Raw genomic sequence first — 22,929 nt, 5'->3', positions numbered from 1 at the left:
CAGTGGGATGAGCGTGGTGACCAGCGACTCAGGCACCGGACCACCGCCCAGCTGACGCGAGGGCCCGACCAGGAAAACTTCGAGCCAGGCGGCGGTCGCGCGAAGCGCGGCGCGCAAGCCGCCAGAAGGCCGGAACCGAGGCGTGACTGCCGAGAGCAGCGGATCGACGCGGTGGTACCGGTGCCAGCACGAGGGCGCCGGTACCACCGCGTCGTGCCGGTTACCGGGCCGCGGTGGCGGGTGCAGCTCCGTTGATCGCAGCGACGAGGTCGTGTACCGCGGGTTCGCGGAGGACTTCGTAGTGATCGGCGGCGAGAGTGACGACGCGGGGCGGGGCGGCGCTGTAGCCGGTGGTTTCTTCGATGAAGGAGTAGTCGTCGCCGGTCGCTTTGAGGAGTGTGACGGGGGCGGCCAGGCGGCGTTGGGAGAGTTCGTCGAAGGTGTAGTCGAACTGGTAGGTCTGGGCGACGATGCGGATGATGCGGCGGACGGTGTCCTCGTCAAGGCCTGGGCGGTGCCGGGCGATCGCGTCGGCGAAGCTGTCCTCGTCGTGGGCGTGGGCGAGGCAGTCGTCGAGTTCTGGGCCGTCGATCCGGCCGGTGAAGACGGAGAAGAGGATGGTGACGTACACGGGGTTGCGGTAGCTGGCGGTGCGGTCGTTGCGGCGCCCGGCGCTGACGGTGGGGTTGCCGGGGCAGATCAGGACGAGTTCGCGGACTTGCTGGCCGGCTTGTTCGAGCTGCCAGGCGGTTTCGAAGGCGACGCGGGCACCGAAGGAGTAGCCCCACAGCGAATACGGTCCTTCGGGCTGGACCCGGCGGATCTCGGCGAGATCGGCCGCGGCTGTCTCGGCGATCGTGGCGAACGGGGTTTCGCCGGGGTTGATGCCGTGGGCTTGGATTCCGTGGAAGGGGCGCCCGGATTCCTGTCCGAGGGCGCGCAGGTTCATCGGGTAGCCGCCGAGACCGGGCCAGCAGAACACTGGGGTCCCGGTGCCGCCGGCGTGCAGCGGAATCGTCCGGGAGACGGGGATGTCGTGGTCGTCGTCGATGCGGGCGGCGAGGTCGGCGAGGCGGGGTGCCTCGAACAGGACCTGGATCGGGAGCTGCGTGCCGAGTTCGGCGTTGACGGTGTTGATCAGTTTGACCGCCACGAGCGAGTTCCCGCCGACGGCGAAGAAGTCGTCCATTGTGGACACTTCGGCGTAGCGGAGTGCGGCGCCCCACAGTTTGGCGAGGCGCTGTTCGGTCGGGGTGGCCGGGGCGACGTAGGCGGTGGCCGTGCCGGCGGCGGTGACCTGTTCGGAGCGGGCGAGCGCGGCGGTGTCGATTTTGCCGTTGGCGGTGCGGGGCAGGCGGTCGAGGACCAGCACCCGGTTCGGGATCATGTAGTCGGGCAGGGTGGCGGCGAGTTCGTCGCGGATGAGTTCAGCGGGTCCCTTCATGTGCACGGCGTCTTCGCGCATGTCTTCGCCGCGGAGCTGGTCGGCGCTGACGCGGCCGCCGACGAAGAAGTACGACGGCCCGGGTTCGATGCCGTGGCGGGTCAGGATGTCGTCGAGGCGGCGGGCGGCAGGCAGCGGGTGGCCGGTTTCCGAGCTGTAGCCCGACGACATGAACCCGAAGCCGAGGTCGTTGCTTTGGAGCTGGTGCAGAGCGGTGCCGAGGACGACGTAGCGCAGCCAGGGCTGCCGGGCGCGGCTGACCGCGCTGATGCCGAGGCTGGCTCGGGCGTAGACCTGCTGGTTGATGGCGATGACGTGCTTGGCCTGGAGGAGTTCGTCGCCGAGCCGCTCCAGCCTGCCGTCGGTGCAGCGGTACTGGCCGGCGGGCAGGTCGGCGATCGCGCCCGGATGGGCCTGCACGTAGATCTCGGTGTCGGCGAGCCAAGGGGTCTCGCCGTCGTCCGGCACGATGTCGAAGGTGCCGAGGTAGTGGTCCTCGTCGGCGATGTCGAGCCGGTTTTTCGCGGCGGGGTCGTGGTGCGCGGGGCGGACGGCGAGTCCGTGGTCAGGGAGGATGTCGGCGAAGACGCCGATCAGGTGCCCGGCTTCGATTTCCAGGACCTCGCGGATGTTGTTGCGGTAGACCGGTTCGATGGCGCCGTGCCGCCCGGCGAGGTGGATCCGGATTCCGGGGTGCCCGGCGGCGGCTGCGGAGATCAGCACCAGCCGGTGGTCGGCGGGATGGTAGTAGTACACCCCGTCCGGGACATCGTCCACACCGGACAGTTCGAGGTAGAGCTGGGCGGCGTAGAGCGATCCGGGGGAGGCGTAGGAGTATTTGGGCAGCAGGCGCTGCTCGCTGTGGAACTGGCCGAACCAGCGCAGGATGGCGCCGAGCCCGGCGGGCCCGAGGTCGCGCGGCTGGCGGGGGCGGGGCTGTCGCGGCGCCGGTGCGGCGAGCAGGCGCAGGAGGTCGTCGCGGGTGGTCGGGCCGCCGTCGTAGAAGCGGTAGGTCTTGCGGGCGAACACTTTCCGCCGCTGCTCCGGTGTTTCCTGTCGGCCGGGAAGCGCGATCGCCGGTCGTCCGGCGAGCTGGTCCTCGCCCCGGATGCCGGGGTCGGCCAGTTGCGCCCGGACTTGGAGACGGCTGGCCTTGGACTGGTGGTGGCTGCCGTGGTTGCCCTGGTCCATGACGGCGGCTTCGGCGGGGTTGAGTTCGACGCAGGCGACCAGTTGCGGGGACCCGGTGCGCGGGTCGTCGGCGACGAGGGCGGCGGCTTGCCGGACCCAGGTGTGGTTCTCGACGGCGAGGGTGACCTCTTCGAGTTCGACGCGGTAGCCGCGCAGCTTGACCTGGTTGTCCGCCCGGCCGCAGAACTGGATGGTGCCGTCCGGGTTCCAGCGCACGAGGTCGCCGGTGCGGTACAGCCGCTCGGTCGGCACGAACGGCGACGGGATGAACCGCTCCCCGGTCAGGTCCGCCCGGCCGAGGTAGCCGCGGGCCAGCTGGGCTCCGCCGACGTACAGTTCGCCGGTCTCGCCGATGTCGACGGGCGCGAGGTCGGCGTCGAGGATGTAGCACTGGGTGTTGTCGACCGGGGTGCCGATGGGCACCGACGCTGCCTCGTCGTCGAGGTCGTCCGGGTCGACCAGATGCGCCGTGGCGTTGATCGTGCACTCGGTCGGACCGTAGAGGTTCACCAGCGAGCACTCCGGCACGGTGCGCAGGAGTTCGCGGGCGAGCGGGACCGACAGCGCTTCGCCGCCGGAGAACACGCGCTGCAGCGAGGTGCATTCGGCGAAGCGCTCGGTGTCCAGCAGCGCGCGCAGGAGGGTCGGCACGCACTGCAGGGTGGTCACGTCGTGGCGGATGACGGTGTCGACGAGTGCTTCGGGGTCGCGGTAGATGCCGGGCGCGCCGACGACGACGCGTCCGCCGACCGCGGGGGCGAGGATTTCCCACTGTGCGGCGTCGAAACTGACCGGGGTCTTCTGCAGCACGGCGGTGTGCGGGCCGACGTGCCCGAAGTAGTTCATCCACCGCATCTGGGACAGGACGCTGCGGTGTTCGATCATCACGCCCTTGGGCCGTCCGGTGCTGCCCGAGGTGTAGATGACGTAGGCCAGGCCGGTCGGGCTTGCTGCGCCCCGAGGCGGCTCCGGGCTCGGTTCGGGCAGTTGGGCGGAAGTGACGATTCGCGTTGCGGGCGAAGCGAATTCGCGCAGCCGGTCGCGCAGGTGGTCCTGCGTGAGCACGACGCGGACGTCCGCGTCGGCGATCATGTACTGGATCCGGTCTTCCGGATAGTCGGGGGACAGCGGCAGGTAGGCGGCGCCGGAGCAGAGAATGCCCCAGATCGCGACCAGCAGCTCCGGGGACGGATCGGCGTAGACGCCGATCCGGTCGTCCGGGCGCACGCCGAGGGCGCGCAACCCGGCGCCCACCCGGCAGGCGGCGCGGTAGAGGCCGGCGACAGTCAGCGTGGCGTCGTCGCTGATCACCGCGGGGTGATCGGGTGCGGCGGCGGCGCGGTCGGCGAGGAGTTCGGGCAGGGTGCGGGCGATGTCGACGGGGTGAGGCCCGGTCGGGGTGGGTGCCAGTGCGTCGGGGGACTGCATGGGACTTGCTCCGATTCACAGTTCGCGGGGGACGGGGAGGTCGAGCGGTCTGGTGGTGCCGGGGGCGGGCCGGATCCGTTGCTGCGCCAGGACGACGGCGCCGACGACGGTGGCGGCGCCGACGGCCTGCCATGGGGTGAAGGACTGATCGAGGAAGAGGTAACCGAGGACGGTGGCGACCAGCGGGCTGGCGAACGCCAGGAAGGAGACCGCGAGCGCGGGCAGCCGCTCCAGGCCGCGGAACCACAGCGCGTACGCGATGAGCGCGCCGACCACGCCGAGATAGGCGAACCCGGCGACGTTGGCGCCGCTGATCCGGTCGGGCAAGCCTTCGACGGCCAGCGTGGCCGGTGCGAGCACCAGCCCGCCCGCGGCGAGCTGCCAGCCGGTGAAGGTCAGCAGGCTCGTCCCGTCCGGGCGGCCCCAGCGCTTGGTGAGCACGATGCCGGTCGCCATGCACACCGCGCCGCCGAGCCCGGCGAGCACCCCGACCGGGTCGAGGCGCGCGCTCGGCTGCAGCACGAGCAACGCGACTCCGCCGATGCCCAGGACGCAAGCCACGACCTGGGCCAGGCGGATCCGGTCGCCGAGCACGACCGCCGCGAGCACCAGCACGAGCACCGGCTGCAGCGTGAGGATCACCGCGGCGACCCCGCCCGGCAGGAGGTAGGCGGCGACGAACAGCAGGAAGAAAAACGCCCCGATGTTGACCACGCCCAGCACGAGCGCACGCCACCACCAGCGGCCCGTTGGCAACGTCCGGCCCGCCGCCAGCAGCGCGAGCCCCGCGGGCAGGGCGCGCACCGTCGCGGCGAGCAGCGGGCGGCCCGGCGGCAGCAGTTCGGTGGTGACCAGATAGGTACTGCCCCACACCGCCGGCCCGAGCGCGGTCAGCGCGAGGTCCGCCGCGCGGTTCGCGACCGGCGTCTCGTGCGTCATTCGGCGCCGACCGGCTGCGCCGCCGGAGCGGTCCGCACGATTTTGCGCACCAATTCGACAACCGTCCAGGGGCCCGGCCCGATCGCCGCGATCAACAAGAAAGCCCAAGCGTACAAAGCGGACGGTTCACCCTCGTTCTCCATGGGAAAAGGCGAGTGCGGGAAATGCACGGTGAAATAGGCGAAAGCCATCGAACCGGACGCCAGGAGCGCGGCGGCACGCGTGCCCGCGCCGATCATGACGAGAATTCCGCAGGCCAGCTGAATGGCAGCTGCCCACCATCCGGGCCAGGTCGGGAAACTGACCGTGCCGCCATGGGTTCCCACCGCGCCGCCGAGGACGCCGAACAGGGACGCGGCACCGTGGCACGTGAAGAGGAAGCCGATAACGACGCGGAAAACGGACTGAACACCAGGCGTGATCCGGCTGGCGGGAAACGACATGCGAAGACCTCTCCGGGGACTAGGGGTGCACTGAAATGCTGCCCGCCGCGTCGTCGCGTCAGGCGGTTCGTTCGAATCGAACGCCCAGGATTAGATCCGGCGCATGGAGAATTGGTCTTCCTGGAACGTAAACCAAAGGTGTCCATGCCGTGACACTTCCGAACGGGTCCGGAAATTACGTGAAAAAAATTCCCCGTCGCCATTCCGGAATCCGGAAAGCGACGGGGAATGTGTATTGATCAGTTAGCGGTCGAGCTGATCCAGCAAGGTGTTCGCCCATTCGGTCGAGTAGTCTTCCAATAAGGGAAAGCCCTTGCCGGGCGGTGCGGTCCAGTGGTAAGTCGCGCCCGGATTGTGCCGATCGTATCCGCCGGAGGCGAACAGGTGCGGGCTGCCCTGCACCCGCGGACCGCGGGCGATCTCCCAATCCTGGTAGATCTCCGCTCGCCCGTCGCCGCGGGCGAGCGCCTCCGCCAGCGCGGACTCGTCCACTCGATCGCACTGGGCCGCGACATCGAGGATGACCGGGTGCAGGCTGACGCATCGGCCGTCGACGTAGAAGGCGTGCCGCAGAGCCTCGTCGAACTGGTCGGAGGCGGCGAGCCCGCCGATGTCGGGGTGCTTCGCGGCCTGCACCGCTTCCATGGCGGGCAACGTGGTGACCGGATACTGGTGTTCGGCGCCCGTCCACAGCCGCCAACCCAGCTCGGGCCGGCGCCCGGCGATCGCCACGATCTCGGCGTCGAGGATCAGTTTCGGCGTGGGCTGCCAGTTGAACAGCTCCAGCGGGAACGCGCGGTGGTCGATCAGCGGCTCGTGGCCCCGGTTTCGCGCCGCGGTGCGCAACGTGGTCAACGCCAGGGTGGCCCACGGACAGCCGATGTCGGACCAGACCGTCACCACTCCCGGGTCGGCGCGCATCAGAACTTCCGCGGCCACGCTCAACCTCCACCCATGCGGTGAGTCGCTAACGAGTCGTTAGTAAAGGTGGAGCACTCACGTTTGTCAAGTCGCTTACCAAGCGTTAACGTCGTGAAGTGGACCGCAACGCCGAAGCCTTCTGCCCGCTCTTCCACCACGCGGTGGAACTGATCGGGCGCCGCTGGAGCGGCGCGGTGCTGCGCGCCATGCTCCACGGCAAAACCCGCTTCCGCGACATCCGTGAGGCCATTCCGGGCCTGAGCGACAAGATGCTCGCCGAACGCCTGCACGAGTTCCAGGACGAAGGCATCGTCGAACGGCGCGTCTACGACGAAACCCCGGTGCGCATCGAATACGTGCTGACGAAGAAGGGCCACCAACTGCAGACGGCGGTCGACGCCTTGTCCGACTGGGCCGAAACCTGGGTCGCCGAGCCCGCGCCGCGGGCCGACTGAGGCTGGACTGGGTGCCGAAACCGGCATCGAACTGTCCATTGAGGACACCGGCGAACGCGCTCATCGCGGTCGGGGCGCCGTCCGGAGAGGCGGTCTGCCGCTCGCCCGCGACGACCGCCGGGTACTACCGCGACGAAGAGGGCCAGCGCGTCGTGGCGGACCGCTGCCAGGACATCGTGCGGACCGGCGGCGAGAACGTGTCGGCGATCCGCGTCGACCTGAGAAACCTCAGGACGGCAGTGATGGATTCCGACGAGGCGCCGGACCGTTCCGATGCGGGAGACGACGTGTTCTGGACGACGACGCACGCTGATCTGACCGGCATGCTGAACGAATGGCTCAAGGTGCCAGTGTTCGTCAAGAACGACGCGAACCTGGCAGCACCGTCGGCTCGGCCGCGCAGCGCGGCCACGTCGTCGATGCTCGACCCCGGCCTGGCGGTGGTTTGCGGAAGCGCGGCCCAGATCGCGTCGGGCGTGCCCCCGCTGATCGAAGCCGAGGTCGGACGCTTGCTCGAAGGGGCGGATTGCCCTGCGGCGCAAGCGTCGAAACTCGGCGACGAGATTGTTCGGGCCGGTGCAAGAGACGGCACCCTGATCCGGCCAGGCGATTCCGTGCTCATGCCCCGCGGAGCCAAAGACCGCGAACACGCGGCCTCCGGCGAAGCAGGCCAAAGCGACGGAGAACTGGTGTTCGCGGGTCACGGGACCACGTGCGACAGGGGTTCACCGGTCCTTGAGTCCGAGCGAAAGCCGGGCTTGCAGCGTCCACGCGGCAAGGAAGGCTTCCTCGTCCACATCGCCCGGGGTGTGCCCGACGAGTGCGTCCAGAATCGGGTAGTAGGTCAGGGAAGCGAGCAACACGGACGCGGTGGCTTCGGGGTCCTCGACCTGGAAGTCGCCGCGGCGCACGCCAGAGGCGATCCATTCCGTCGCGACGGTGTAGACCGAGCCGAGCACGCCTTGCCACATTTGTTCCAGCAGGTCGGGAAACGGTTCGAGTTCGCGGAAAATGATGCGCAGCGCGGCGCGGTCCCGGCGCATGCTGTCCCAAACCAGCCGCGCGAGCACGGGCAGCGCCTCCTCCGGTGCTTCGGGCACCGCTGCCGCTTGCCTGCTGCGGTCGCTGATCCCCGCCAGATGCTGCTGCACGATTTCCTCCAGCAGCGCCCGCTTGGAGGGGAAGTGTTTGTACAGCGCTCCGGATCCGGGGTTGAGGCCGCACGCGCGCTGGATGTCGGCGGTCGAGGTTTTGCCGAAGCCCCGTTCCGCGAACAGCTGGGCGGCCGCTTCGACCAGGTGCTGCCTCGTCACGCCGGGAGTTGAACGCGCCATAGTGAGAGAGTACTCTCTTTCCTATGGTCGAGGTTCAGGTGACTGAGACGATCGACTGCCCGGCGGACCGCGTGCTCGAGTTCGTGATGGACCCCCGCGCCTACGCCGCGGTCGACCGCAAGATCGGTGCGATCGACTGGGTGCGGCGCGCCGGGGACGTCACCGAGTTTCGCTTCGGCAGCAAGCTTCCCGGCATTCCCGGTCCGGCGGTCAAGGTGGTTTCCCGGATGACCCGCACCTCGGACGAGCGAGTGGACGTGCGGCTGCCGCCGATCCCGGCGAACCGGCTGGCCAATCTCGTTTCCGAGTTCAGCGCCAGCTGGGTGTGCGTGGCCTCGGGCGAGCGCACCGCGGTCACCCGGACTGTGCGGTGCGGGTTCAAGGGGCCGGCGAAGTGGTTCGCGGAGCCGGTTTTGCGCCGGACTTTGCGGCCGGACGTCGAGGACGAGATGCGGCAGGCCAAGGCGGCGCTTGAGTCGTCCGGAGAGACGCGGTGATTGACTCCCGCGACGGTGGGTAATCAAGCACTCGTGACAGGTTCCCCCATTGCCGTCCTCGACATCGACGGGACGCTCGTCGATTCGAACTACCACCATGCTCTCGCCTGGTACCGGGCGTTGCGGTCGGTGGGAGAGGTGCACCCGGTGTGGCGGCTGCACCGGCTGATCGGGATGGGCGGGGACCAGCTCGTCGCCGCGGTCGGCGGGGAGGAATTGGAGCGCCGGGCGGGCGAGCGGGCCCGGGAGCGGCAGGGCAAGGAGGTCGACTCGCTGCTCGAGGAGATGGCGCCGCTGCCGGGTGCCCGCGATCTGCTCGCGGCCGTCAAGGAGCGCGGCCACCGGGTGGTGCTCGCCAGTTCGGCTCAGCAACGCCACGCGGAGGTCTTCCTGGACAAGCTCGACGCTCGCGATCTCGTCGACGACTGGACTACCAGTGCCGACGTCGACGCGTCCAAACCGGCCCCGGATCTGCTGCGGGCGGCGCTGAAGAAGCTGGGTGCCCCGCCCGGCGCGCCGGCGGTGATGGTCGGCGACTCGGTGTGGGATGTCGAAGCGGCGAAAAGGGCCGGAATGCCCGCGATCGTCGTCCGCTCCGGCGGCTTCGGAGACGACGAACTCCGGGAGGCCGGTGCCGTCGCCCTCTACGACACGCCAGGGGATCTCGCGAAGTCCCTGGACGACACCCCGCTCGCTTGCGTGGTGCGGGGAGCGCCGAACGCCGTCCCGAGGACCAGGGAGTCGACCGGCCGCGCGCCGTGGTGGAGGAACTGGGGGCGACGCTGGTGAAGACGATGAGGAGTCCCGCCACGGACAGGGCTGAGAAGGCCGCAATCGGCGACATGGGCTCGTTGTTGTTCGGGACCGCGACCCCGCCCATCTGAGCGGCGCCGGACCGGCGGTTGCCCGGAAGTCCGTTCCGGAGCGGACGAACGGAGCAGTCGTGGCGACAGGTTTCGGACAAAACGCGGGCCGTCGCTGGACCGGCTTCGCGCAGCCTCCGCACACTCGGCCGACAGTGGGTTTCTTTCCCCCGGCCTTCGAGGAGTTCCGATGCGTCGAAGAATCACCCTCAGCCTCACCGGTGCGGCCGTTCTCGCGGCGAGTCTCGCCGCCGTGGTCGCGCCCGCCGCCCAGGCGTCCCCTGGACTGATCGCGGCCATGCAACGGGATCTCGGCCTCAGCGCCGGGCAAGCGCAGACCCGGCTCCGGCAGGAACTGACCGCGTCGCGGCAGTTGCCCGCGGCCCAGCAGGCGGCCGGAACGGCTTTCGGCGGGGCCTGGTTCGACCCGGCGCGCGGCAAGCTGGTCGTCGGCGTGACGGACCCGGCCGTGGCCGGCGCCGTTCGTCGGGCCGGGGCGGAAACCGTTCCGGCGCAGGTCACCGCCGCGGCGCTGGACGCGGCGAAGACGGCCATCGACACCGCTGCGAAAGCGAACCGAGCCCCGGCCGCGGTCAGCGGCTGGCACGCGGATCCCCGCAGCGGCAGTGTGGTCGTCACCCTCCAACCCGGTGCGCACGGTCCGGACGTCGACGCTTTCCTCGCGCGAGCCCGTGCCGCAGGCCCGGTGACCGTGGTTCCCGGTGCTCGCCCGCAGACGTTCTCGGCAGGCACCGTCGGCGGGGATCCCTATTACATCAACGGAAACACCCGCTGCTCCATCGGCTTCTCGGTGCACGGCGGGTTTGTCAGCGCCGGGCACTGCGGCAGCAAGGGCAGCTCCGTCGTCGGCTGGGACAACTCGGCGATGGGCACGTTCGCCGGATCTTCCTTCCCCGGCAACGACTACTCCTACATCACCATCGGCAACGGCTGGTGGACCGCCCCCGTCGTGCTCGGCTGGGGCACGGTCAGCGACGTGATCGTCCGCGGGTCGGCCGTCGCGCCGGCCGGTTCGTCGATCTGCCGCTCCGGCTCGACCTCGCATTGGCACTGCGGCACCGTGCTGGGCCTGAACGAGACCATCAACTACGCCCAGGGCGCGGTTTACCAGGCGACGCACACCAACGCGTGCGCGGAACCCGGCGACTCCGGCGGCTCCTTCATCACCGGCGACCAAGCCCAGGGGGTCACTTCGGGCGGTTTCGGCAACTGCGGTTCCGGCGGTGAGACCTGGTTCCAGCCGGTGAACGAGATCCTGCAGACCTACGGCCTGTCGCTCGTCACCGGGTGACCTGTCCGGGCGCGGCGCCAGCCTTTTCGGATGCTGGCGCCGCGGCCTGGCGCGGATGAGGTTTCCGAGCCCGGCGGACAGTTGACGAACGCGAGCGGGCAGCAGGCGATCAGCGCCGTCCGACTTCGTGCGCGCGGCCATCCGCACGGCGAGGCAGGACAGGAAGTTGCACAGCACTCCGCGGAAGAACAGCGCGCTCGCTGATTCCGCGGTTTTCGCCTCGACCGGGCTCGCGAGCCGAGCCGAGCCGAGCCGCGCCCGGGCCGGGTGCCGCGCGCCGCCGGACGAGGGCGCCGGACACGGCGGGCGTTCGCTCAGTCTCGGGACGGACCGCGCGAGATGCGGGCCGCGACGATTCCTCCTGCGATCAGCAGTGCCGCGGCCACCCATGCCCACAGCGGCACGTCGTTCTCGCTGGCCGTCGATGCCGCAGCGGTGGACGGTGGCGCGGCCGCGGCGCCTGGGCCGGGCTTGGTCAGCGTGAAGGAGTAAGAGCCGGACACCGGATGCCCGTCGGCGGACACGATCCGATAGTCCACAGTGTACTTCCCGGCTGGACCGAGCGGTTTCACCGGCGCGGAGAGGTCGGCTCCGGCGACGGTGTGCGCGCCGGACGCCCAATGCGTCCTTCCGTCCGGGCCGAGCGCGGACAATTCGGTGAATCCGCTGTCCAGGGGTCCGTTGAAGGTGCGCACTATTTTCGCGGGTCCGGCAGCGATCGCGGAATCCTTCGCCGGACTGCTCGATTCCAGAAAGCTGTGCGCCTCGGCCGCGGCATGCGGAACAAGGGTCGCGGCCAGTGTGAAAAGAATTGCGGCGAGCCCGCCTCGGCGCTGCCGTTCTCGGTCGGCGGGGGCAGCGATGGAGAGCGATCGCATGAACCCTGCTTCCGGAAGGCAATAAGTGTCGGACCGGGATGGTCCCGGAAGCTCGTTGTCGGCAGCGCGACGGCTGCGTTAAACAGTTCTCACTCCTCGGGGCGAGTGCGAGTTCACCGATTGCCCGCGGTTATCCGGAAGTCGATTTTTCCGTTCCCGTCATGACCGCGTCGGCTAGCGAAACGCGCGGTCTGATGTGGTGCTCACTCGTCATGCTCCATCCGCCAGTCGGGAGGAAATGATTGTGGTGGCTTCAGCCGGGCGTGGACTGCGCCGGGACCACGGGGTCGCGGCCAGTCTGGCGGGCGCGGTCGTGATCGTGGCCGGATACGCCTCGGGAATCGGATTGAAAACCACCGCAGCGGGCGACGCACTGCTGGCGAATCCGGTCTCGACCGCCTCGGCCGACCAGCAACGGCGCGACGCGTTCCGGCAGCGGATCGTCGACTACAACGCGCAGCTTGCTGAGGTCTGCGCCGAGTTCGCCCAGTGCCCGTACGACGAAGGCGCGGGTTTCGCGGCTCGGTTCGATCCGAGCGATATGTCCACTGTGGATTGCTTCCGCCCGAGTGCGAAAGGGCAGGCGTTGATCGCTGACGTCGCCTGGAAGGCGGTGGGCTCCTGATCGCTGGAGGCGGTGCCGTTCGCTGGGAGCGGTACCGTTTCCGCGTGTCCGGGACGCCGAGGACCTCCTAATGCTCCGGCACAGCCGCGGCAGTGTCGTCGGATGCCGTCCGAGCCGGAATCGCGTCGGTGGGCCCGTGCTCGCCGAGCCGCTCCGCGGCGAAGTCGAGAAGGGCGGAGGCGCGCGGGGTGAGCTTCATGTCCGCCGGCCAGATCCCCACTACGTGGGTAACCGTGACCGGGGGGTCGAGCGGCCGGATGACGACCGGTCGTCCCTCGATGCTCATGGGGAGCGCGTGGGGCCGGGACATGAGCAGCCCGTAGCCGAGTCCTCGGCCCACCAGTGCCTCGACGAGGCCGATCTGGGAGACCCTGGCTTCGATCCTGGGCTCCAGGCCGCGCGCGGTGAACGCGTCCGCCACATTGCGGACGCCCGGTGTCGCGTCGTACTGGATGTAGGGCTCGTCGGCGAGATCCGCCAGGTCCACTGTCTCGGCGGCCGCGAGCGGATGCCCGGGAGGCAGGTGCGCCTCGAGTTCTGTCGCGTAGATCCTGCGGCGGCGGCATCCGGTCGGCAGCGACACGTCGTACACGAGGGCCACGTCGAGCCGCCCTGCCTCGAGATCGGAGAGCAGTTCTTCGTTGGTGCCCACCGTGATCCCGATGCTCACGCCGGGATGCCGCTGGGGGAAGCCCTCGAGAAGCTCCGGCACCACGTTCGCGGCGAAGCTCGAGTAGCAGCCGAGCCGCACCGGACCTCGCAGCTCCTGTTCGCGTCCGGCGCTCAGGACGAGTTCGTGAGTGTCGGCCACGATCTGACGAGCCCGCCGGGCGAAATCCTGACCGGTCGGAGTGAGCGTGAGCCCTCTGGCTTTGCGCCGCACGCACAGCTGCTCGCCCACGGCGCTCTCCAGGCTCGACACGGCCTGCGACAGCGCGGACTCCGAGATGTGCAGGTGCGCCGCGGCCGCGCTGAGCGTGGGGAAATTCGGCAGTGCCGCGAAAAGTTCGAGTTGCCGCAGGCTCACCTCGGAGATGGCTGCCCCACTTCTTCAGTTCAACCGAATTACATCCTCACATTACCACGATTTACACGCAGACGAGGGCCTCGCATGATGAGAGGAACAGCTTCCCGATCCCTCCGAACGGAGGGCTGGCAAGGACTTTGGGGACAACGGTGCGCTCCTCCGACTCCGTCTCGCCACGGCGAATCGCCTGCGCGACGGTCATCGGCGCCGATCCTCCTCCGTGTCGTGCGCACCGGCCGCCGGAACCACCGGTGCGAGCAGCGGGTGTCGCGCGAGTCAGTCAAGAGAAGCAGAGGCAGGCAAGGAGAAGCAGTGGCAGGTCAGGACACTCGAATCGCGATCGTCGGCGGAGGGATGGGCGGGCTGACGGCCGCGATCGCGCTGCGGAAGATCGCCGGCGTCCAGGCCACCGTGTTCGAGCAGGCGGGCAAGCTGGGCGAAGTGGGCGCGGGGGTCACGGTCGCGCCGAACGCCGCGCGCGTTCTCGAGAGACTCGGCGTGCTCGACCGGATCAGGCGGGTCGGCGCGGTCCCGGACGGGCACGGCGTCTACCTGAACGCCATGGGCGGTCTGGTGACCGACGCGGCATGGGAGGACTCGGCCAAGCAGCACCAGAACATCGGCATGTACCGCCCGGACTTGATCGACGCCTTGGCGCAGGAGGTCGATCCGGCGACGATCCGTCTCGGCCACCGGCTGGTTTCGGTGCAGACACTGGGCTCCGGCGTTCGTCTCGAGTTCGAGAACGGCGCGGACGACGTGTTCGATGCCGTGATCGGGGCGGACGGCATCCATTCGGTGGTGCGGGGAGCCGTCGGCCAGTTCCCGGAGCCGGTCTACTCCGGGTACATCGTCTACCGCGGAGTGGTCGACGCGTCCCGCCTGCCCGGCGACTGGCGCATGATCAGCCAGGTGTGGATGGGCAACCGGAGGCACTTCATGTGCTATCCGCTGCAGCAGCGGAAGCTGTTCAACTTCGTCGCCGGAATCCCGAGCGACCGGCCGCTCCGCGGGGCCTGGTCCGGTCCGGCAGAGGTCCGCGAACTCGCCGCCGAGTTCGCGGGCCCGGACTGGGACCCGAAACTCCAGGAGTTCATCGGGTGCATCGAGCACACCTTCTGGTGGGGCCTTTTCGATCACGAACCTCTCGCCAACTGGTCCCGAGGGCCGATCACCTTGCTCGGCGACGCGGCGCACACGATGCTGCCGCACCAGGGGCAGGGGGTGAACCAGGCGATCGAGGACAGCATGGCGCTCGCCACGTTCCTCGCGGCAGCCGAAAGCGTCGCCGACATTCCCGAGGCGTTCCGGCGCTACACCTCGGTCCGCATGCAACGCACGGCGATCCTGCAGAACGGCTCTCGCCGGGCCGGCGCCATGTTCGACGCACAGCACGAATTCGCGGACCTCAAGAAGCGCGACGCCGATCTCCGGGTCGGGCGCGACTTCCGGCGAAGCGCGGTATTCGACTACGACGCGCAGAAAGTGGCCGAACAGGCGCTCAACCGATTTCAGGGGGTTCCGGTCGCATGACCTCGATCAGCATCATCGGCAGCGGCAAGATGAGCGGGGCGATCGCGGAAGTCGCGGCCCGGGCCGGCGCCGACGTCCAGATCATCAAGCGCAGCGCGGAAAGCATGTCCGCGGCGCGTCCTGGTCCCGATTACGGCGTCCTGGGCGACAAGCTCACTGGAGACCTGGTCGTGCTTGCCGTTCCGTACGGGGCGTACCCGGGCATCGTCGAGCGCTATCGGGAGCAGTTCCGCGAAAAGATCGTCATCGACATCAGCAACCCCATCGATTTCTCCACCTACGACCGGTTGAAGTCGCCAGCCGATTCGTCCACCGCGGCCGAACTCGTGAAGCTGCTGCCGGCGGGCACGGCCGTCGTCAAGGCGTTCAACGTCAATCTCGGGGACACGCTCGTCAGCGGCACGAACGGCACGACGCGCACGACCGTCCTGTTCGCCGGGGACTACGCGGACGCGAAGATGGCGGTCGCGGCGTTCATCGAGGCGGCGGGAATGCGCGCGGTCGACGTCGGCCCGCTGACCCGCGCAAGGGAACTCGAGGCGATGGGATTCCTGCAAATCGTGTTGGCGGCGCTGGGCAAGACGCGGTACGAGTCGGGCTTCGCGCTGCTGGAGTGAACGGGTTCGGCCGACCTGCCGAGGTCAGTGCCGGCAGGCGGCCGCCCCGTGGCAGGAGACCATCGCCCGCAGCGTGTCGTGCAGTTGCCGCGCCTTGTCCGGCGGCAGCTGAGCGGCGGTGTTGTGCAGTTCCTGCGGATCTGTGGTCCGGTCGTAGTACTCCTTGGCGCCGTCGGCGTACTCGACGTAGGTGTAGGCGGTGCTCCGAATCGCCTCGTAGGTGGTCGGATTGCCGCTGTTCTTCGCGGGTTTGTCCGGGTCGTTCTGGTCGAAGTCGGGACCGTGGTGCTCCACCAGCCCGACCGTGCGCCACGCCGGGGGTGCGGTGCCGTTCAGCAGCGGCACCAGGCTTTCGCCGTCTACCTGCGCGGGGGTCGATGCCCCGGCCAGCGCTTCGAAAGTCGGCCGCAGATCGATGTTCTCCGCGGGCTGGTCCACCGTCGCGCCCGCCTTGACGCCCGGGCCGGTGACCACCAGCGGCACGTGCACGTCCGTGTCGAACGCAGTCTGCTTTCCGGGGGTGAGCCGGTACTCGCCCATGTGGTAGCCGTTGTCCGAGGTGAAGACGAGGTCGGTGTTCCCGCGTACTCCGGCTTTGTCCAGCGCCGCTTGCACGGTGCCGATCATCCTGTCGACCGACTGCACGGCCTGTGCCCGCTTGCGGAAGTCCTTGTCGATGGTCTGTTTTTCCCGGTCGGTCAGCGGGGTGCGGGAGGCGAGCCACGACGGCGGCGAAGACGGGAGCGTGTCGTACGCGGGGCCGCGCGGTGCGGTGAGTCCGGGGAACGCGCCGGCGTCGCGAGGCGCGGGGGTGTAGGGGCCGTGCGGGGCGAACGTGGCGAGTTCCATCGCGAACGGGGTGTGGTCGGCCGCCGAGCTGGCGACGAACTGCGCGGCCTTGTCCGCCATGACGTCGACGAGGTAGTCCTCGGGTTTCTTGCCGTAATGCTTGACCGTGCCGTTCTCGTTGAGGTCGTAGTCGAATTCGCCGTAGCCGTTCCCGGCGACGTCCCACTCGTTCCAGCCGGGCGGGATTCCGTCGGATTTCGGCTGGTAGCCGTTGAGGTACTTGCCCATCATCGCGGTCCGGTACCCGGCCTGCCGCAACGACGTCGCGTAGGTCGACTTGTCGTCGCCGCGGCCGTGGAAGACGCGGTAACCGCCGTCCTTGCCGCCGTTGGTGAACACGCCGGTGTCGTGCGGGACCATCCCGGTGAACAGCGACGAGCGCGACGGGCAGCAGAGGGAGTCGGTGACGGTGTAGTCGGCGAAGGAGGTGCCAGTGCGGGCCATGTCCTGTACATGCGGCAGATACGGCAGCAGATTCATCGACAGATCGTCGGTGAGCACGAGGACGATGTTCGGTTTGCCGCCGGCCGCGGCGGGCTGGCCCGGCACGCAGGCGACGGCAGTCGAAGCCACTGTCAAGGCCAGCAGCGAGATCAGGAGCGAACGAGCGCGTTGCGGCATGCCCCGCACGCTAGGACCGCGATCGGCGAGCCCGGTTCGAGGCGTGTTCGGGTTCGGTAAATCCGCCGCGCGCTCAGCCGAGTTCCTGGGCGAGCCCGACGACGATATTCTCCGGCCCTCGCACGTAGCACAGCAGGAAGATGTCCTCGTACCGCACCACCTCGTCGACCAGTTCGGCTCCGTGGGCGCGCAGGCGGGCGAGGGTGTCTTCGAGGTCGTCGACCGCGAACATCATCCGGCGGATGCCCAGCGTGTTCGCCGGGGCCTGCCACGGCTCCGGGGCGATCGCCTTCGGCTGGTGGAACTTCGCCAGTTCGACCCGCCCGGGGCCGTCCGGGACGCGCAGCATGGCGACGTCCTGCCGGATGTCCTTCAGGCCGACCACCTGTTCCGCGCCGCGCCAGTCCAGCGGGCCCTTGTTTTCCAGTTCCAGCCCCAGTTCGACGAAGAACGCGATGACCGCGTCGAGGTCCTCGACGACGATGAGGACGTTGTCCATCCGCTTGACCGTCATGCGGTCACCGTAGCGGTCCCAGAAAATCTTAGTGGTGCTATTCTTAGCCCAAAGTTATTCACGGGGGTGCCGGATGCCGAAGCGGACCGAGCCGGACGAGGTCGACGAGATGCTCGCGCAGTGGCGCGACGAGGTGCCGGAGGTCGACACGTCGCCGCTCGCGGTGTTCGGGCGGTTGCATCGTTCGTTCGACCGGTACCAGCGGCAGCTGACGCGCGTGTTCGCCCGGCACGGGATCACGGTGGCGGATTTCGGGATCCTCGCCGCGCTCCGGCGGGGCGGCGCGCCGTACCGGCGCACGGCGGGGGATCTCGCCGACACCAACCTGCTCACCACCGGCGGCATCACCCAGCGGGTCGACAAGCTGGTGCAGGCCGGGCTCGTCCGCCGCGAACGCGACGAGGACGACCGGCGGGTGGTGTTCATCGGCCTCACCGAGGACGGGCTCGCGGCCACGGACAAAGTGGTGCACGAGCATTTTCCGAACGAAAACCGCATGCTGGCCGGGTTGACCGCGACGGAACGGGCGCAGCTGGCGAAATTGCTGGGGAAGCTGGAGCAGTCGCTGGACCAGGCTGAGTTCGGGGACTGAATGGTGCCTGGCTCGTGAGTGTTGGCGCCGGTTCTCGCCGGCGCCAACACTCACGAGGCGCTCAGCCCCGAGCCCACGGGATCGGTTCGTCCGCGAGGCTCAGGTACAGGCTCTTCTGCCGCTGGTAACTCCGGATCGCGGTGCGGCCCTTGTCCGTGCCGAGGCCGCTTTCCTTGGTGCCGCTGAACGGTGTCGAGATGCTGAACTGCTTGTAGGTGTTGATCCACACCGTCCCGGCCTCGACGCGGCGTGCCAGGCGAAGCGCGCGGCGGTAGTCGGCGGTCCAGATGCCGCACGCCAGGCCGTAGACGGTCGAGTTGGCCTGGGCGACCAGGTCTTCCTCGTCGTCGTAGGGCAGCAGGACGCCGACTGGGCCGAAGATTTCCTCCTGGCACGTCTTCGCGTCCGGGGCGAGGCCGTCCAGCAGGGTCGGCAGGTAGTACGCGCCGCGTGACAAGCGTTCGTCAGAGGGGATTCGCCCGCCGCAGCGGACCACCGCGCCTTCTTCGCGGGCGCGGTCGACCATCGCGGCCACCTTGTCGCGGTGCGCGAACGTCGCCAGCGGCCCGACCTGGGTGGCCGGATCGGTGCCGGGCCCGAGGCGCAGGGCGGAAGCGGCGGCGGTCAGGCGGGAAGCCCATTCGCCGTACTGCTTGCGCGGCAGGAAGATCCGCGATCCGGCGATGCAGCTCTGTCCGGTCGACGAGAAGATTCCATACAGGATTCCGGCGACAGTCTCCTCGACGTCGGCGTCCTCGCAGACGATCGTCGGCGATTTGCCGCCCAGTTCCATGGTGACCGGGATGATCCGGTCCGCGGCGATGCGGCCCAGCACGCGTCCGGTGGTCGTGCCGCCGGTGAAGGCGAGCTTGCCGACCAGCGGGTGGCGGGAGATCGCGTCGCCGACGACCGAGCCGGGGCCGGGCAGGACGGACAGCAGCGCGGGCGGCACGCCGGCGTCGTGGACGAGGCGGGCCAGCGCCAGCGAAACCAGGGGGGTGGCTTCCGCCGGTTTGAGCAGGACGGCGTTTCCGGCGGCCAGCGCGGGGGCGATTTTCTGGGCGTCGCTGGCGATCGGCGAGTTCCACGGCGTGATCGCGCCGACGACGCCGATCGGTTCGTGCACGCTCATCGTCAGGTGCGCGCCGCGGCTCGGCGGGAGTTCGCCTTCGAGGGTTTCGAGCGCGGCCGCGTAGTAGCGGAAGGTGCCTGCCGCGCTCGCGACCAGTGCGCGGGTTTCGCCCAGCGCCTTGCCGGTGTTGCGGGTTTGCAGCAGGGCGAGCTGCTCGGCGTGGTCTTCGATCGCGTCGGCGACGCGGACGAGCAGCCGGGCGCGCTGGTGCGGCAGCAAGTCTCGCCATGCCGGGTCCGCGGCGGCCGCGGCACCGGCGCGGGCGGCGGCGTCGACCTGGGCGGAGTCGGCGGCGTGGATCGAGGCGACGGCCGACCCGTCGGCGGGATCCACGCACGCGGACGCGGGGCCGCCGCCGCGCTGCCAGTCGCCGCCGACCGGGATTTCGTCGGGCGGGACGGGGAAGGGCTGCATGGCGGACGTCCTTTCGGCGCGGGTGACGGGGGTGCGACCGAGGAAACCTTAGACCTAAGATTTCGTCAAGGCCTGCCGCCGCGCGCGAGCCGCCGGGAGGCCGCCGGAAAGAATTTTAGGTCTAAGGGGTTGTGCGGATCACAGGCCTCGGGGTACAACCCTTATCAGTAATTCTCTTAGACCTAAGGCATTCGGATCCACGGAGGAGCTGCCCCCGATGACCACCACCGAAAGCAAGAATCAGCACCTCGAGGAGCTCATCGACTCGTGCATCGCCGCTCGCGAGACGCGGTACGAGGACTGGGACACCCTCGGCTTCCAGGCCGCCGCGAAGGGCGACGAGTTCCGCCGCGCGCAGATCCGCTACATCGGCTCCGGCGCGACCGGCAACCACGAGGGCGACGCGCGCCAGCTGCCCTCGGAGCACTTCACCTTCTCCAACATGCGGCTGCCGGTCGGCGCGATCGGCCCGGAGCACACCCACCACGACGTGGAAGAGGCGTTCTTCGTTCTCGAAGGCACGCTGGAGGTGACCGTGCACGACGTCGAGGACGGCACCAAGACCGCGACCCGCGTGCTCGGCTACCGCGACCTGATCCGCGTGCCCGCCGGGGTGCCGCGCAGCCTGCGCAACGCCGGCGACACCGACGCGCTGTTCTGCGTCATCATCGGCGCGCAGAAGCCGCAGCTGCCGACCTACCCGCCCACCTCGCCGATGCACGGCGTCACTCGCTGAGGACGACCGCGATGCCGACGATGCTGCGGGTGCACCGGACGACGTGGCTGGCCGACCGGGTCACGCAGGTGGAACTGCGCGATCCGGAAGGAAAGCCGCTGCCCGGCTGGGAGCCGGGAGCGCACCTTTCCCTGCACCTGCCGAACGGGCTGGTGCGCGAGTACTCCCTCTGCGGCGACCCGGCCGACCAGTACTGCTGGACGGTCGCGGTGCTGCGGGAGGAATCTTCGCGCGGCGGCAGCGCGTGGGTGCACGAACGGCTCACCGCGGGAATCGTCATTCCCGTCGAGGGCCCGCGCAACACCTTCGCCCTGCACGACGCTCCGGAGCACCTGCTCATCGCCGGCGGCATCGGCGTGACCCCGATCCTGGCGATGGCCAGGAAGCTCGCCGGCGGCTCCGCGCCGTGGTCCATGCTCTACTGTGGACGGTCGCGCGGCGGGATGGCTTTCCTGGACGAGCTTTCCGGACTCGCCGGGGACCGGCTGGAAGTGCACGCCGACGACGAGCACGGCGGTCCGCCCGATCTGGCCGCGAGGCTGGCCGGGCTCGCGCCGGGCACGGTCGTGCACTGCTGCGGTCCCGAACCGCTGCTCCGCGCGGTCGAGGCGGCTTTGCCGGAAACCGCCACGCTGCGGGTCGAACGCTTCCGGGCCCCCGAGGCTCCGGCAGCCGCGCCGGGAACGGGATTCGACGTCGTGTGCGCCGCTTCCGGGACCAGGGTTTCGGTCGCCGCCGACGAGTCCATTGTGGACGCTCTCGGCCGCACCGGGATCTCCGTGCCGACCTCGTGCCGCGAGGGCGTGTGCGGGACTTGTGAAACGAAGGTGCTCTCCGGCGAACCGGACCACCGCGATTTCGTGCTCGACGACGACGAGAAGGCGACCGCCGGGACCATGATGCTCTGCGTGTCGCGGTGCCGGTCCGCCGAACTCGTTCTGGATCTTTAGGAGCCGGCCATGGCCGGACACACCCACCGGCAGCTCGCCGTGCTGCGCGCCGCCGCCGCGGGGCACGTGGAGATGACGTGCAGCCGCGAACCGCACCTTTACGTCGACGGCCTCGCTTGCTGCGACCCGACCCTCGGGCACCAGCTGGCCGGGCTGCTCGCCCCCGAACCGGCCGCCCCGCGCGGGCCGGGGCTGCGGGTGCCCGCGGTGCTCACCGCCGCCGGGCAGGCCGTGCTCGCCCCGACCGCCGCCGCTTGAGCCTCGTGAGTGGCTATGCCGGTGCTAACCGGCATAGCCACTCACGACCACTACTGAAAGGGAACGCCCGATGCCGCTGCAGCTGCGGCCGGTGCAGAGCCGCACCGCCCCGCCAACGAGCTACGAGAACGCGCTGGCCGACGAGCTGGAAGCCGTCTACGGCCGGGGCGTGCACGACCTGCCCGGCGTGGTCGCCGCGCTCAACGCGGGCGGCTTGCGCCCGGCGGACGGCTCCGACTGGACCGAAGAGACGTTCGCCGCCGAACTCGCCCGGCTGGCAGGGGAGGCGTGATGGCGACCAAAACCGCTGAAGAGCTGCTGGCACTGGGCCTGCGCGAGCGCTGGTACCCGCTGTGCCCGTCCGGCACCGTCAAACGCGGCGAGCTGACCCGCATCGAGCGGGCCGGTGAGCAACTGCTGCTCTGGCGCGACTCCGCCGGGGCCGTGCACGTTCAGGAAGACCGCTGTCCGCACCGCGGCGCGCGGCTTTCGCTCGGCGTGCACATGGGCGACCGGGTCGCCTGCAACTACCACGGCGTGCAGGTGGACGGCGACGGTGTCGTCGTGTCGGTCCCCGGCAGCCCCGGGTGTGCGCTGGAGGGCCGTCGCGCGCTGCGGACGTTCCCGGCGGAGGAACACGCCGGTGCGGTATTCGCCTGGTTCGGCCTGGACGAAGCCGCCGAGCCGACGCCGCTTCAGCTTCCGGACCCGATCGCGGGCGGCGAGTGGGACAACTTCCTCTGCTACGTCGAATGGGACGCCCCCTACGGCTACTCCCTGGACAACCTGCTCGACCCGATGCACGGCGCGTTCCTGCACCGCAACAGCCACACCATGTTCGGCGGCAAGCGCGAGGCCGTCTTCCAGATCCGCGCGATCGACGACGGGTTCGTCTTCGAAAAGACCGACCAGCGCGGCGTGAACTTCGACTGGGTGCAGCTCACCGACGCGGGCGCGCAGTGGGTCACGCTCGACATCCCGTACCCCGAAACCGCCGGTCCGGGCGGTGCGTTCACCATCGTCGCCGCGCTGTGCGCGATCAACGAAACGCAGCACGCGGCCTTCTTCTGGCGCTGCCGCAAGGTTTCCGGCTGGGAACGCGACAGCTGGCGCGTCCTCTACCGCAACCGGCTCGAAGCCCGGCACTGGGCGGTGCTGGAGCAGGACCGCGAGATGGCCGAGGCGATGCCGCTCGACGCGTGGGACCGGGAAAACCTGTACCAGCACGACATCGCGCTCGTCCGGATGCGCCGGCTGCTGCGGTCGGAAGCCCGCCGCCAGGCCGCCGCGCTCGCCGCTCCCGCCGCCGCACCGGCTCCGGCCGCGCCCGTGCCCGCCCCGACCCGCTGACGTTCC

At 69.6% G+C, this 22,929-nt stretch carries 23 protein-coding genes; 13 read left to right on the top strand and 10 right to left on the bottom strand.

Annotated features, from left to right (window positions below):
* Positions 1–220 precede the first annotated feature (220 nt).
* The 4 genes from H4281_RS40075 to H4281_RS40060 all read right to left on the bottom strand — a co-directional run bounded on the left by H4281_RS40075 (position 221) and on the right by H4281_RS40060 (position 6,384).
* The gene (locus tag H4281_RS40075) at positions 221–4,063 is read right to left on the bottom strand and encodes a non-ribosomal peptide synthetase family protein (protein ID WP_182896063.1); all 3,843 of its coding nucleotides are present in this window, start codon (positions 4,061–4,063) and stop codon (positions 221–223) included.
* A gap of 15 nt (positions 4,064–4,078) precedes the next feature.
* Positions 4,079–5,002 carry an EamA family transporter gene (locus H4281_RS40070; RefSeq protein ID WP_182896062.1) on the bottom strand — a complete coding sequence of 308 codons (924 nt, stop codon included), beginning with the start codon at positions 5,000–5,002 and terminating at the stop codon, positions 4,079–4,081.
* A complete protein-coding gene (locus H4281_RS40065) occupies positions 4,999–5,445 on the bottom strand; it encodes a DoxX family protein (RefSeq protein ID WP_182896061.1) in 447 nt (148 codons plus the stop codon). The genes H4281_RS40070 and H4281_RS40065 overlap by 4 nt, the downstream gene beginning before the upstream one ends.
* A gap of 243 nt (positions 5,446–5,688) precedes the next feature.
* Positions 5,689–6,384, bottom strand: a complete 696-nt coding sequence (locus H4281_RS40060) for a DsbA family oxidoreductase (RefSeq protein WP_312872275.1) — start codon at positions 6,382–6,384, stop codon at positions 5,689–5,691.
* A gap of 98 nt (positions 6,385–6,482) precedes the next feature.
* Between H4281_RS40060 and H4281_RS40055 the strand changes: the two genes are divergently transcribed.
* Positions 6,483–6,821 carry a winged helix-turn-helix transcriptional regulator gene (locus H4281_RS40055; RefSeq protein WP_182896060.1) on the top strand — a complete coding sequence of 113 codons (339 nt, stop codon included), beginning with the start codon at positions 6,483–6,485 and terminating at the stop codon, positions 6,819–6,821.
* 725 nt (positions 6,822–7,546) lie between these two features.
* Here H4281_RS40055 and H4281_RS40050 read toward each other — a convergent pair.
* Positions 7,547–8,155: a TetR/AcrR family transcriptional regulator gene (locus tag H4281_RS40050; RefSeq protein ID WP_182896059.1), complete on the bottom strand. Its 609-nt coding sequence runs from the start codon at positions 8,153–8,155 to the stop codon at positions 7,547–7,549.
* A 23-nt stretch (positions 8,156–8,178) separates the two neighbouring features.
* Here H4281_RS40050 and H4281_RS40045 point away from each other — a divergent pair, with 23 nt between their 5' ends.
* The 3 genes from H4281_RS40045 (at position 8,179) to H4281_RS40035 (ending at position 10,827) form a co-directional block, all read left to right on the top strand.
* Positions 8,179–8,652 (top strand): SRPBCC family protein, encoded by a 474-nt coding sequence (locus tag H4281_RS40045; protein WP_182896058.1) that lies wholly within the window; start codon positions 8,179–8,181, stop codon positions 8,650–8,652.
* A 33-nt stretch (positions 8,653–8,685) separates the two neighbouring features.
* Positions 8,686–9,441: an HAD family hydrolase gene (locus tag H4281_RS40040; protein WP_312872274.1), complete on the top strand. Its 756-nt coding sequence runs from the start codon at positions 8,686–8,688 to the stop codon at positions 9,439–9,441.
* A gap of 264 nt (positions 9,442–9,705) precedes the next feature.
* On the top strand, positions 9,706–10,827 hold the full coding sequence (locus H4281_RS40035) for a S1 family peptidase (protein ID WP_182896057.1): 1,122 nt from the start codon (positions 9,706–9,708) through the stop codon (positions 10,825–10,827).
* 314 nt (positions 10,828–11,141) lie between these two features.
* Here H4281_RS40035 and H4281_RS40030 read toward each other — a convergent pair whose 3' ends face one another.
* Complete coding sequence (locus H4281_RS40030; RefSeq protein WP_182896056.1) at positions 11,142–11,705, bottom strand: copper resistance CopC family protein; 564 nt, start codon at positions 11,703–11,705, stop codon at positions 11,142–11,144.
* A gap of 247 nt (positions 11,706–11,952) precedes the next feature.
* Here H4281_RS40030 and H4281_RS40025 point away from each other — a divergent pair, with 247 nt between their 5' ends.
* The gene (locus H4281_RS40025) at positions 11,953–12,330 is read left to right on the top strand and encodes an SGNH/GDSL hydrolase family protein (protein WP_182896055.1); all 378 of its coding nucleotides are present in this window, start codon (positions 11,953–11,955) and stop codon (positions 12,328–12,330) included.
* A 67-nt stretch (positions 12,331–12,397) separates the two neighbouring features.
* On the opposite strand, the gene H4281_RS40020 is transcribed toward H4281_RS40025, so the two are convergent.
* The gene (locus tag H4281_RS40020) at positions 12,398–13,357 is read right to left on the bottom strand and encodes a LysR family transcriptional regulator (protein ID WP_220508561.1); all 960 of its coding nucleotides are present in this window, start codon (positions 13,355–13,357) and stop codon (positions 12,398–12,400) included.
* A 312-nt stretch (positions 13,358–13,669) separates the two neighbouring features.
* On the opposite strand from H4281_RS40020, the gene H4281_RS40015 reads away from it, so the two are divergent.
* Together H4281_RS40015 and H4281_RS40010 are read left to right on the top strand one after the other, a co-directional pair.
* Positions 13,670–14,890 carry an FAD-dependent monooxygenase gene (locus H4281_RS40015; RefSeq protein ID WP_182896054.1) on the top strand — a complete coding sequence of 407 codons (1,221 nt, stop codon included), beginning with the start codon at positions 13,670–13,672 and terminating at the stop codon, positions 14,888–14,890.
* Positions 14,887–15,507: an NADPH-dependent F420 reductase gene (locus tag H4281_RS40010; protein WP_182896053.1), complete on the top strand. Its 621-nt coding sequence runs from the start codon at positions 14,887–14,889 to the stop codon at positions 15,505–15,507. Before H4281_RS40015 ends, H4281_RS40010 begins: the two co-directional genes overlap by 4 nt.
* 24 nt (positions 15,508–15,531) lie before the next feature.
* Here the strand turns inward: H4281_RS40010 and H4281_RS40005 are convergent, their stop codons facing one another.
* A complete protein-coding gene (locus tag H4281_RS40005; RefSeq protein WP_182896052.1) occupies positions 15,532–16,977 on the bottom strand; it encodes a sulfatase family protein in 1,446 nt (481 codons plus the stop codon).
* A 73-nt stretch (positions 16,978–17,050) separates the two neighbouring features.
* Positions 17,051–17,491: a VOC family protein gene (locus H4281_RS40000; protein WP_182896051.1), complete on the bottom strand. Its 441-nt coding sequence runs from the start codon at positions 17,489–17,491 to the stop codon at positions 17,051–17,053.
* Between the two features lie 73 nt (positions 17,492–17,564).
* Between H4281_RS40000 and H4281_RS39995 the strand changes: the two genes are divergently transcribed.
* The gene (locus H4281_RS39995; RefSeq protein WP_182896050.1) at positions 17,565–18,083 is read left to right on the top strand and encodes a MarR family winged helix-turn-helix transcriptional regulator; all 519 of its coding nucleotides are present in this window, start codon (positions 17,565–17,567) and stop codon (positions 18,081–18,083) included.
* Between the two features lie 61 nt (positions 18,084–18,144).
* Here the strand turns inward: H4281_RS39995 and H4281_RS39990 are convergent, their stop codons facing one another.
* Positions 18,145–19,629, bottom strand: coding sequence for an aldehyde dehydrogenase family protein (locus H4281_RS39990; protein WP_182896049.1), 1,485 nt, complete (start codon positions 19,627–19,629; stop codon positions 18,145–18,147).
* A 217-nt stretch (positions 19,630–19,846) separates the two neighbouring features.
* On the opposite strand from H4281_RS39990, the gene H4281_RS39985 reads away from it, so the two are divergent.
* The 5 genes from H4281_RS39985 (at position 19,847) to H4281_RS39965 (ending at position 22,923) form a co-directional block, all read left to right on the top strand.
* Entirely contained in the window at positions 19,847–20,365 is a 519-nt protein-coding gene (locus H4281_RS39985; protein ID WP_101438650.1) for a cupin domain-containing protein, read from the top strand.
* A gap of 11 nt (positions 20,366–20,376) precedes the next feature.
* Entirely contained in the window at positions 20,377–21,315 is a 939-nt protein-coding gene (locus tag H4281_RS39980) for a PDR/VanB family oxidoreductase (RefSeq protein ID WP_182896048.1), read from the top strand.
* Positions 21,316–21,324: 9 nt separating this feature from the next.
* The gene (locus tag H4281_RS39975; protein ID WP_182896047.1) at positions 21,325–21,573 is read left to right on the top strand and encodes a hypothetical protein; all 249 of its coding nucleotides are present in this window, start codon (positions 21,325–21,327) and stop codon (positions 21,571–21,573) included.
* Positions 21,574–21,643: 70 nt separating this feature from the next.
* On the top strand, positions 21,644–21,865 hold the full coding sequence (locus H4281_RS39970; RefSeq protein WP_182896046.1) for a recombinase-like helix-turn-helix domain-containing protein: 222 nt from the start codon (positions 21,644–21,646) through the stop codon (positions 21,863–21,865).
* Complete coding sequence (locus H4281_RS39965) at positions 21,865–22,923, top strand: Rieske 2Fe-2S domain-containing protein (protein ID WP_182896045.1); 1,059 nt, start codon at positions 21,865–21,867, stop codon at positions 22,921–22,923. The genes H4281_RS39970 and H4281_RS39965 overlap by 1 nt, the downstream gene beginning before the upstream one ends.
* Positions 22,924–22,929: the final 6 nt, after the last annotated feature.

Source organism: Amycolatopsis dendrobii (assembly GCF_014145675.1).
Lineage (GTDB): Bacteria > Actinomycetota > Actinomycetes > Mycobacteriales > Pseudonocardiaceae > Amycolatopsis > Amycolatopsis dendrobii.
Note: the sequence above shows the minus strand (reverse complement) of the source record. Positions and strands in the feature narration are given on the sequence as shown.

What these genes read in the sequence shown, in the direction of transcription:
- H4281_RS40075 (WP_182896063.1), bottom strand. Translation starts at nt 4,063, where the DNA reads ATGCAGTCCCCCGACGCACTGGCACCCACCCCGACCGGGCCTCACCCC.
- H4281_RS40070 (WP_182896062.1), bottom strand. Translation starts at nt 5,002, where the DNA reads ATGACGCACGAGACGCCGGTCGCGAACCGCGCGGCGGACCTCGCGCTG.
- H4281_RS40065 (WP_182896061.1), bottom strand. Translation starts at nt 5,445, where the DNA reads ATGTCGTTTCCCGCCAGCCGGATCACGCCTGGTGTTCAGTCCGTTTTC.
- H4281_RS40050 (WP_182896059.1), bottom strand. Translation starts at nt 8,155, where the DNA reads ATGGCGCGTTCAACTCCCGGCGTGACGAGGCAGCACCTGGTCGAAGCG.
- H4281_RS40045 (WP_182896058.1), top strand. Translation starts at nt 8,179, where the DNA reads ATGGTCGAGGTTCAGGTGACTGAGACGATCGACTGCCCGGCGGACCGC.
- H4281_RS40035 (WP_182896057.1), top strand. Translation starts at nt 9,706, where the DNA reads ATGCGTCGAAGAATCACCCTCAGCCTCACCGGTGCGGCCGTTCTCGCG.
- H4281_RS40030 (WP_182896056.1), bottom strand. Translation starts at nt 11,705, where the DNA reads ATGCGATCGCTCTCCATCGCTGCCCCCGCCGACCGAGAACGGCAGCGC.
- H4281_RS40010 (WP_182896053.1), top strand. Translation starts at nt 14,887, where the DNA reads ATGACCTCGATCAGCATCATCGGCAGCGGCAAGATGAGCGGGGCGATC.
- H4281_RS40005 (WP_182896052.1), bottom strand. Translation starts at nt 16,977, where the DNA reads ATGCCGCAACGCGCTCGTTCGCTCCTGATCTCGCTGCTGGCCTTGACA.
- H4281_RS40000 (WP_182896051.1), bottom strand. Translation starts at nt 17,491, where the DNA reads ATGACGGTCAAGCGGATGGACAACGTCCTCATCGTCGTCGAGGACCTC.
- H4281_RS39995 (WP_182896050.1), top strand. Translation starts at nt 17,565, where the DNA reads ATGCCGAAGCGGACCGAGCCGGACGAGGTCGACGAGATGCTCGCGCAG.
- H4281_RS39990 (WP_182896049.1), bottom strand. Translation starts at nt 19,629, where the DNA reads ATGCAGCCCTTCCCCGTCCCGCCCGACGAAATCCCGGTCGGCGGCGAC.
- H4281_RS39985 (WP_101438650.1), top strand. Translation starts at nt 19,847, where the DNA reads ATGACCACCACCGAAAGCAAGAATCAGCACCTCGAGGAGCTCATCGAC.
- H4281_RS39980 (WP_182896048.1), top strand. Translation starts at nt 20,377, where the DNA reads ATGCCGACGATGCTGCGGGTGCACCGGACGACGTGGCTGGCCGACCGG.
- H4281_RS39975 (WP_182896047.1), top strand. Translation starts at nt 21,325, where the DNA reads ATGGCCGGACACACCCACCGGCAGCTCGCCGTGCTGCGCGCCGCCGCC.
- H4281_RS39970 (WP_182896046.1), top strand. Translation starts at nt 21,644, where the DNA reads ATGCCGCTGCAGCTGCGGCCGGTGCAGAGCCGCACCGCCCCGCCAACG.
- H4281_RS39965 (WP_182896045.1), top strand. Translation starts at nt 21,865, where the DNA reads ATGGCGACCAAAACCGCTGAAGAGCTGCTGGCACTGGGCCTGCGCGAG.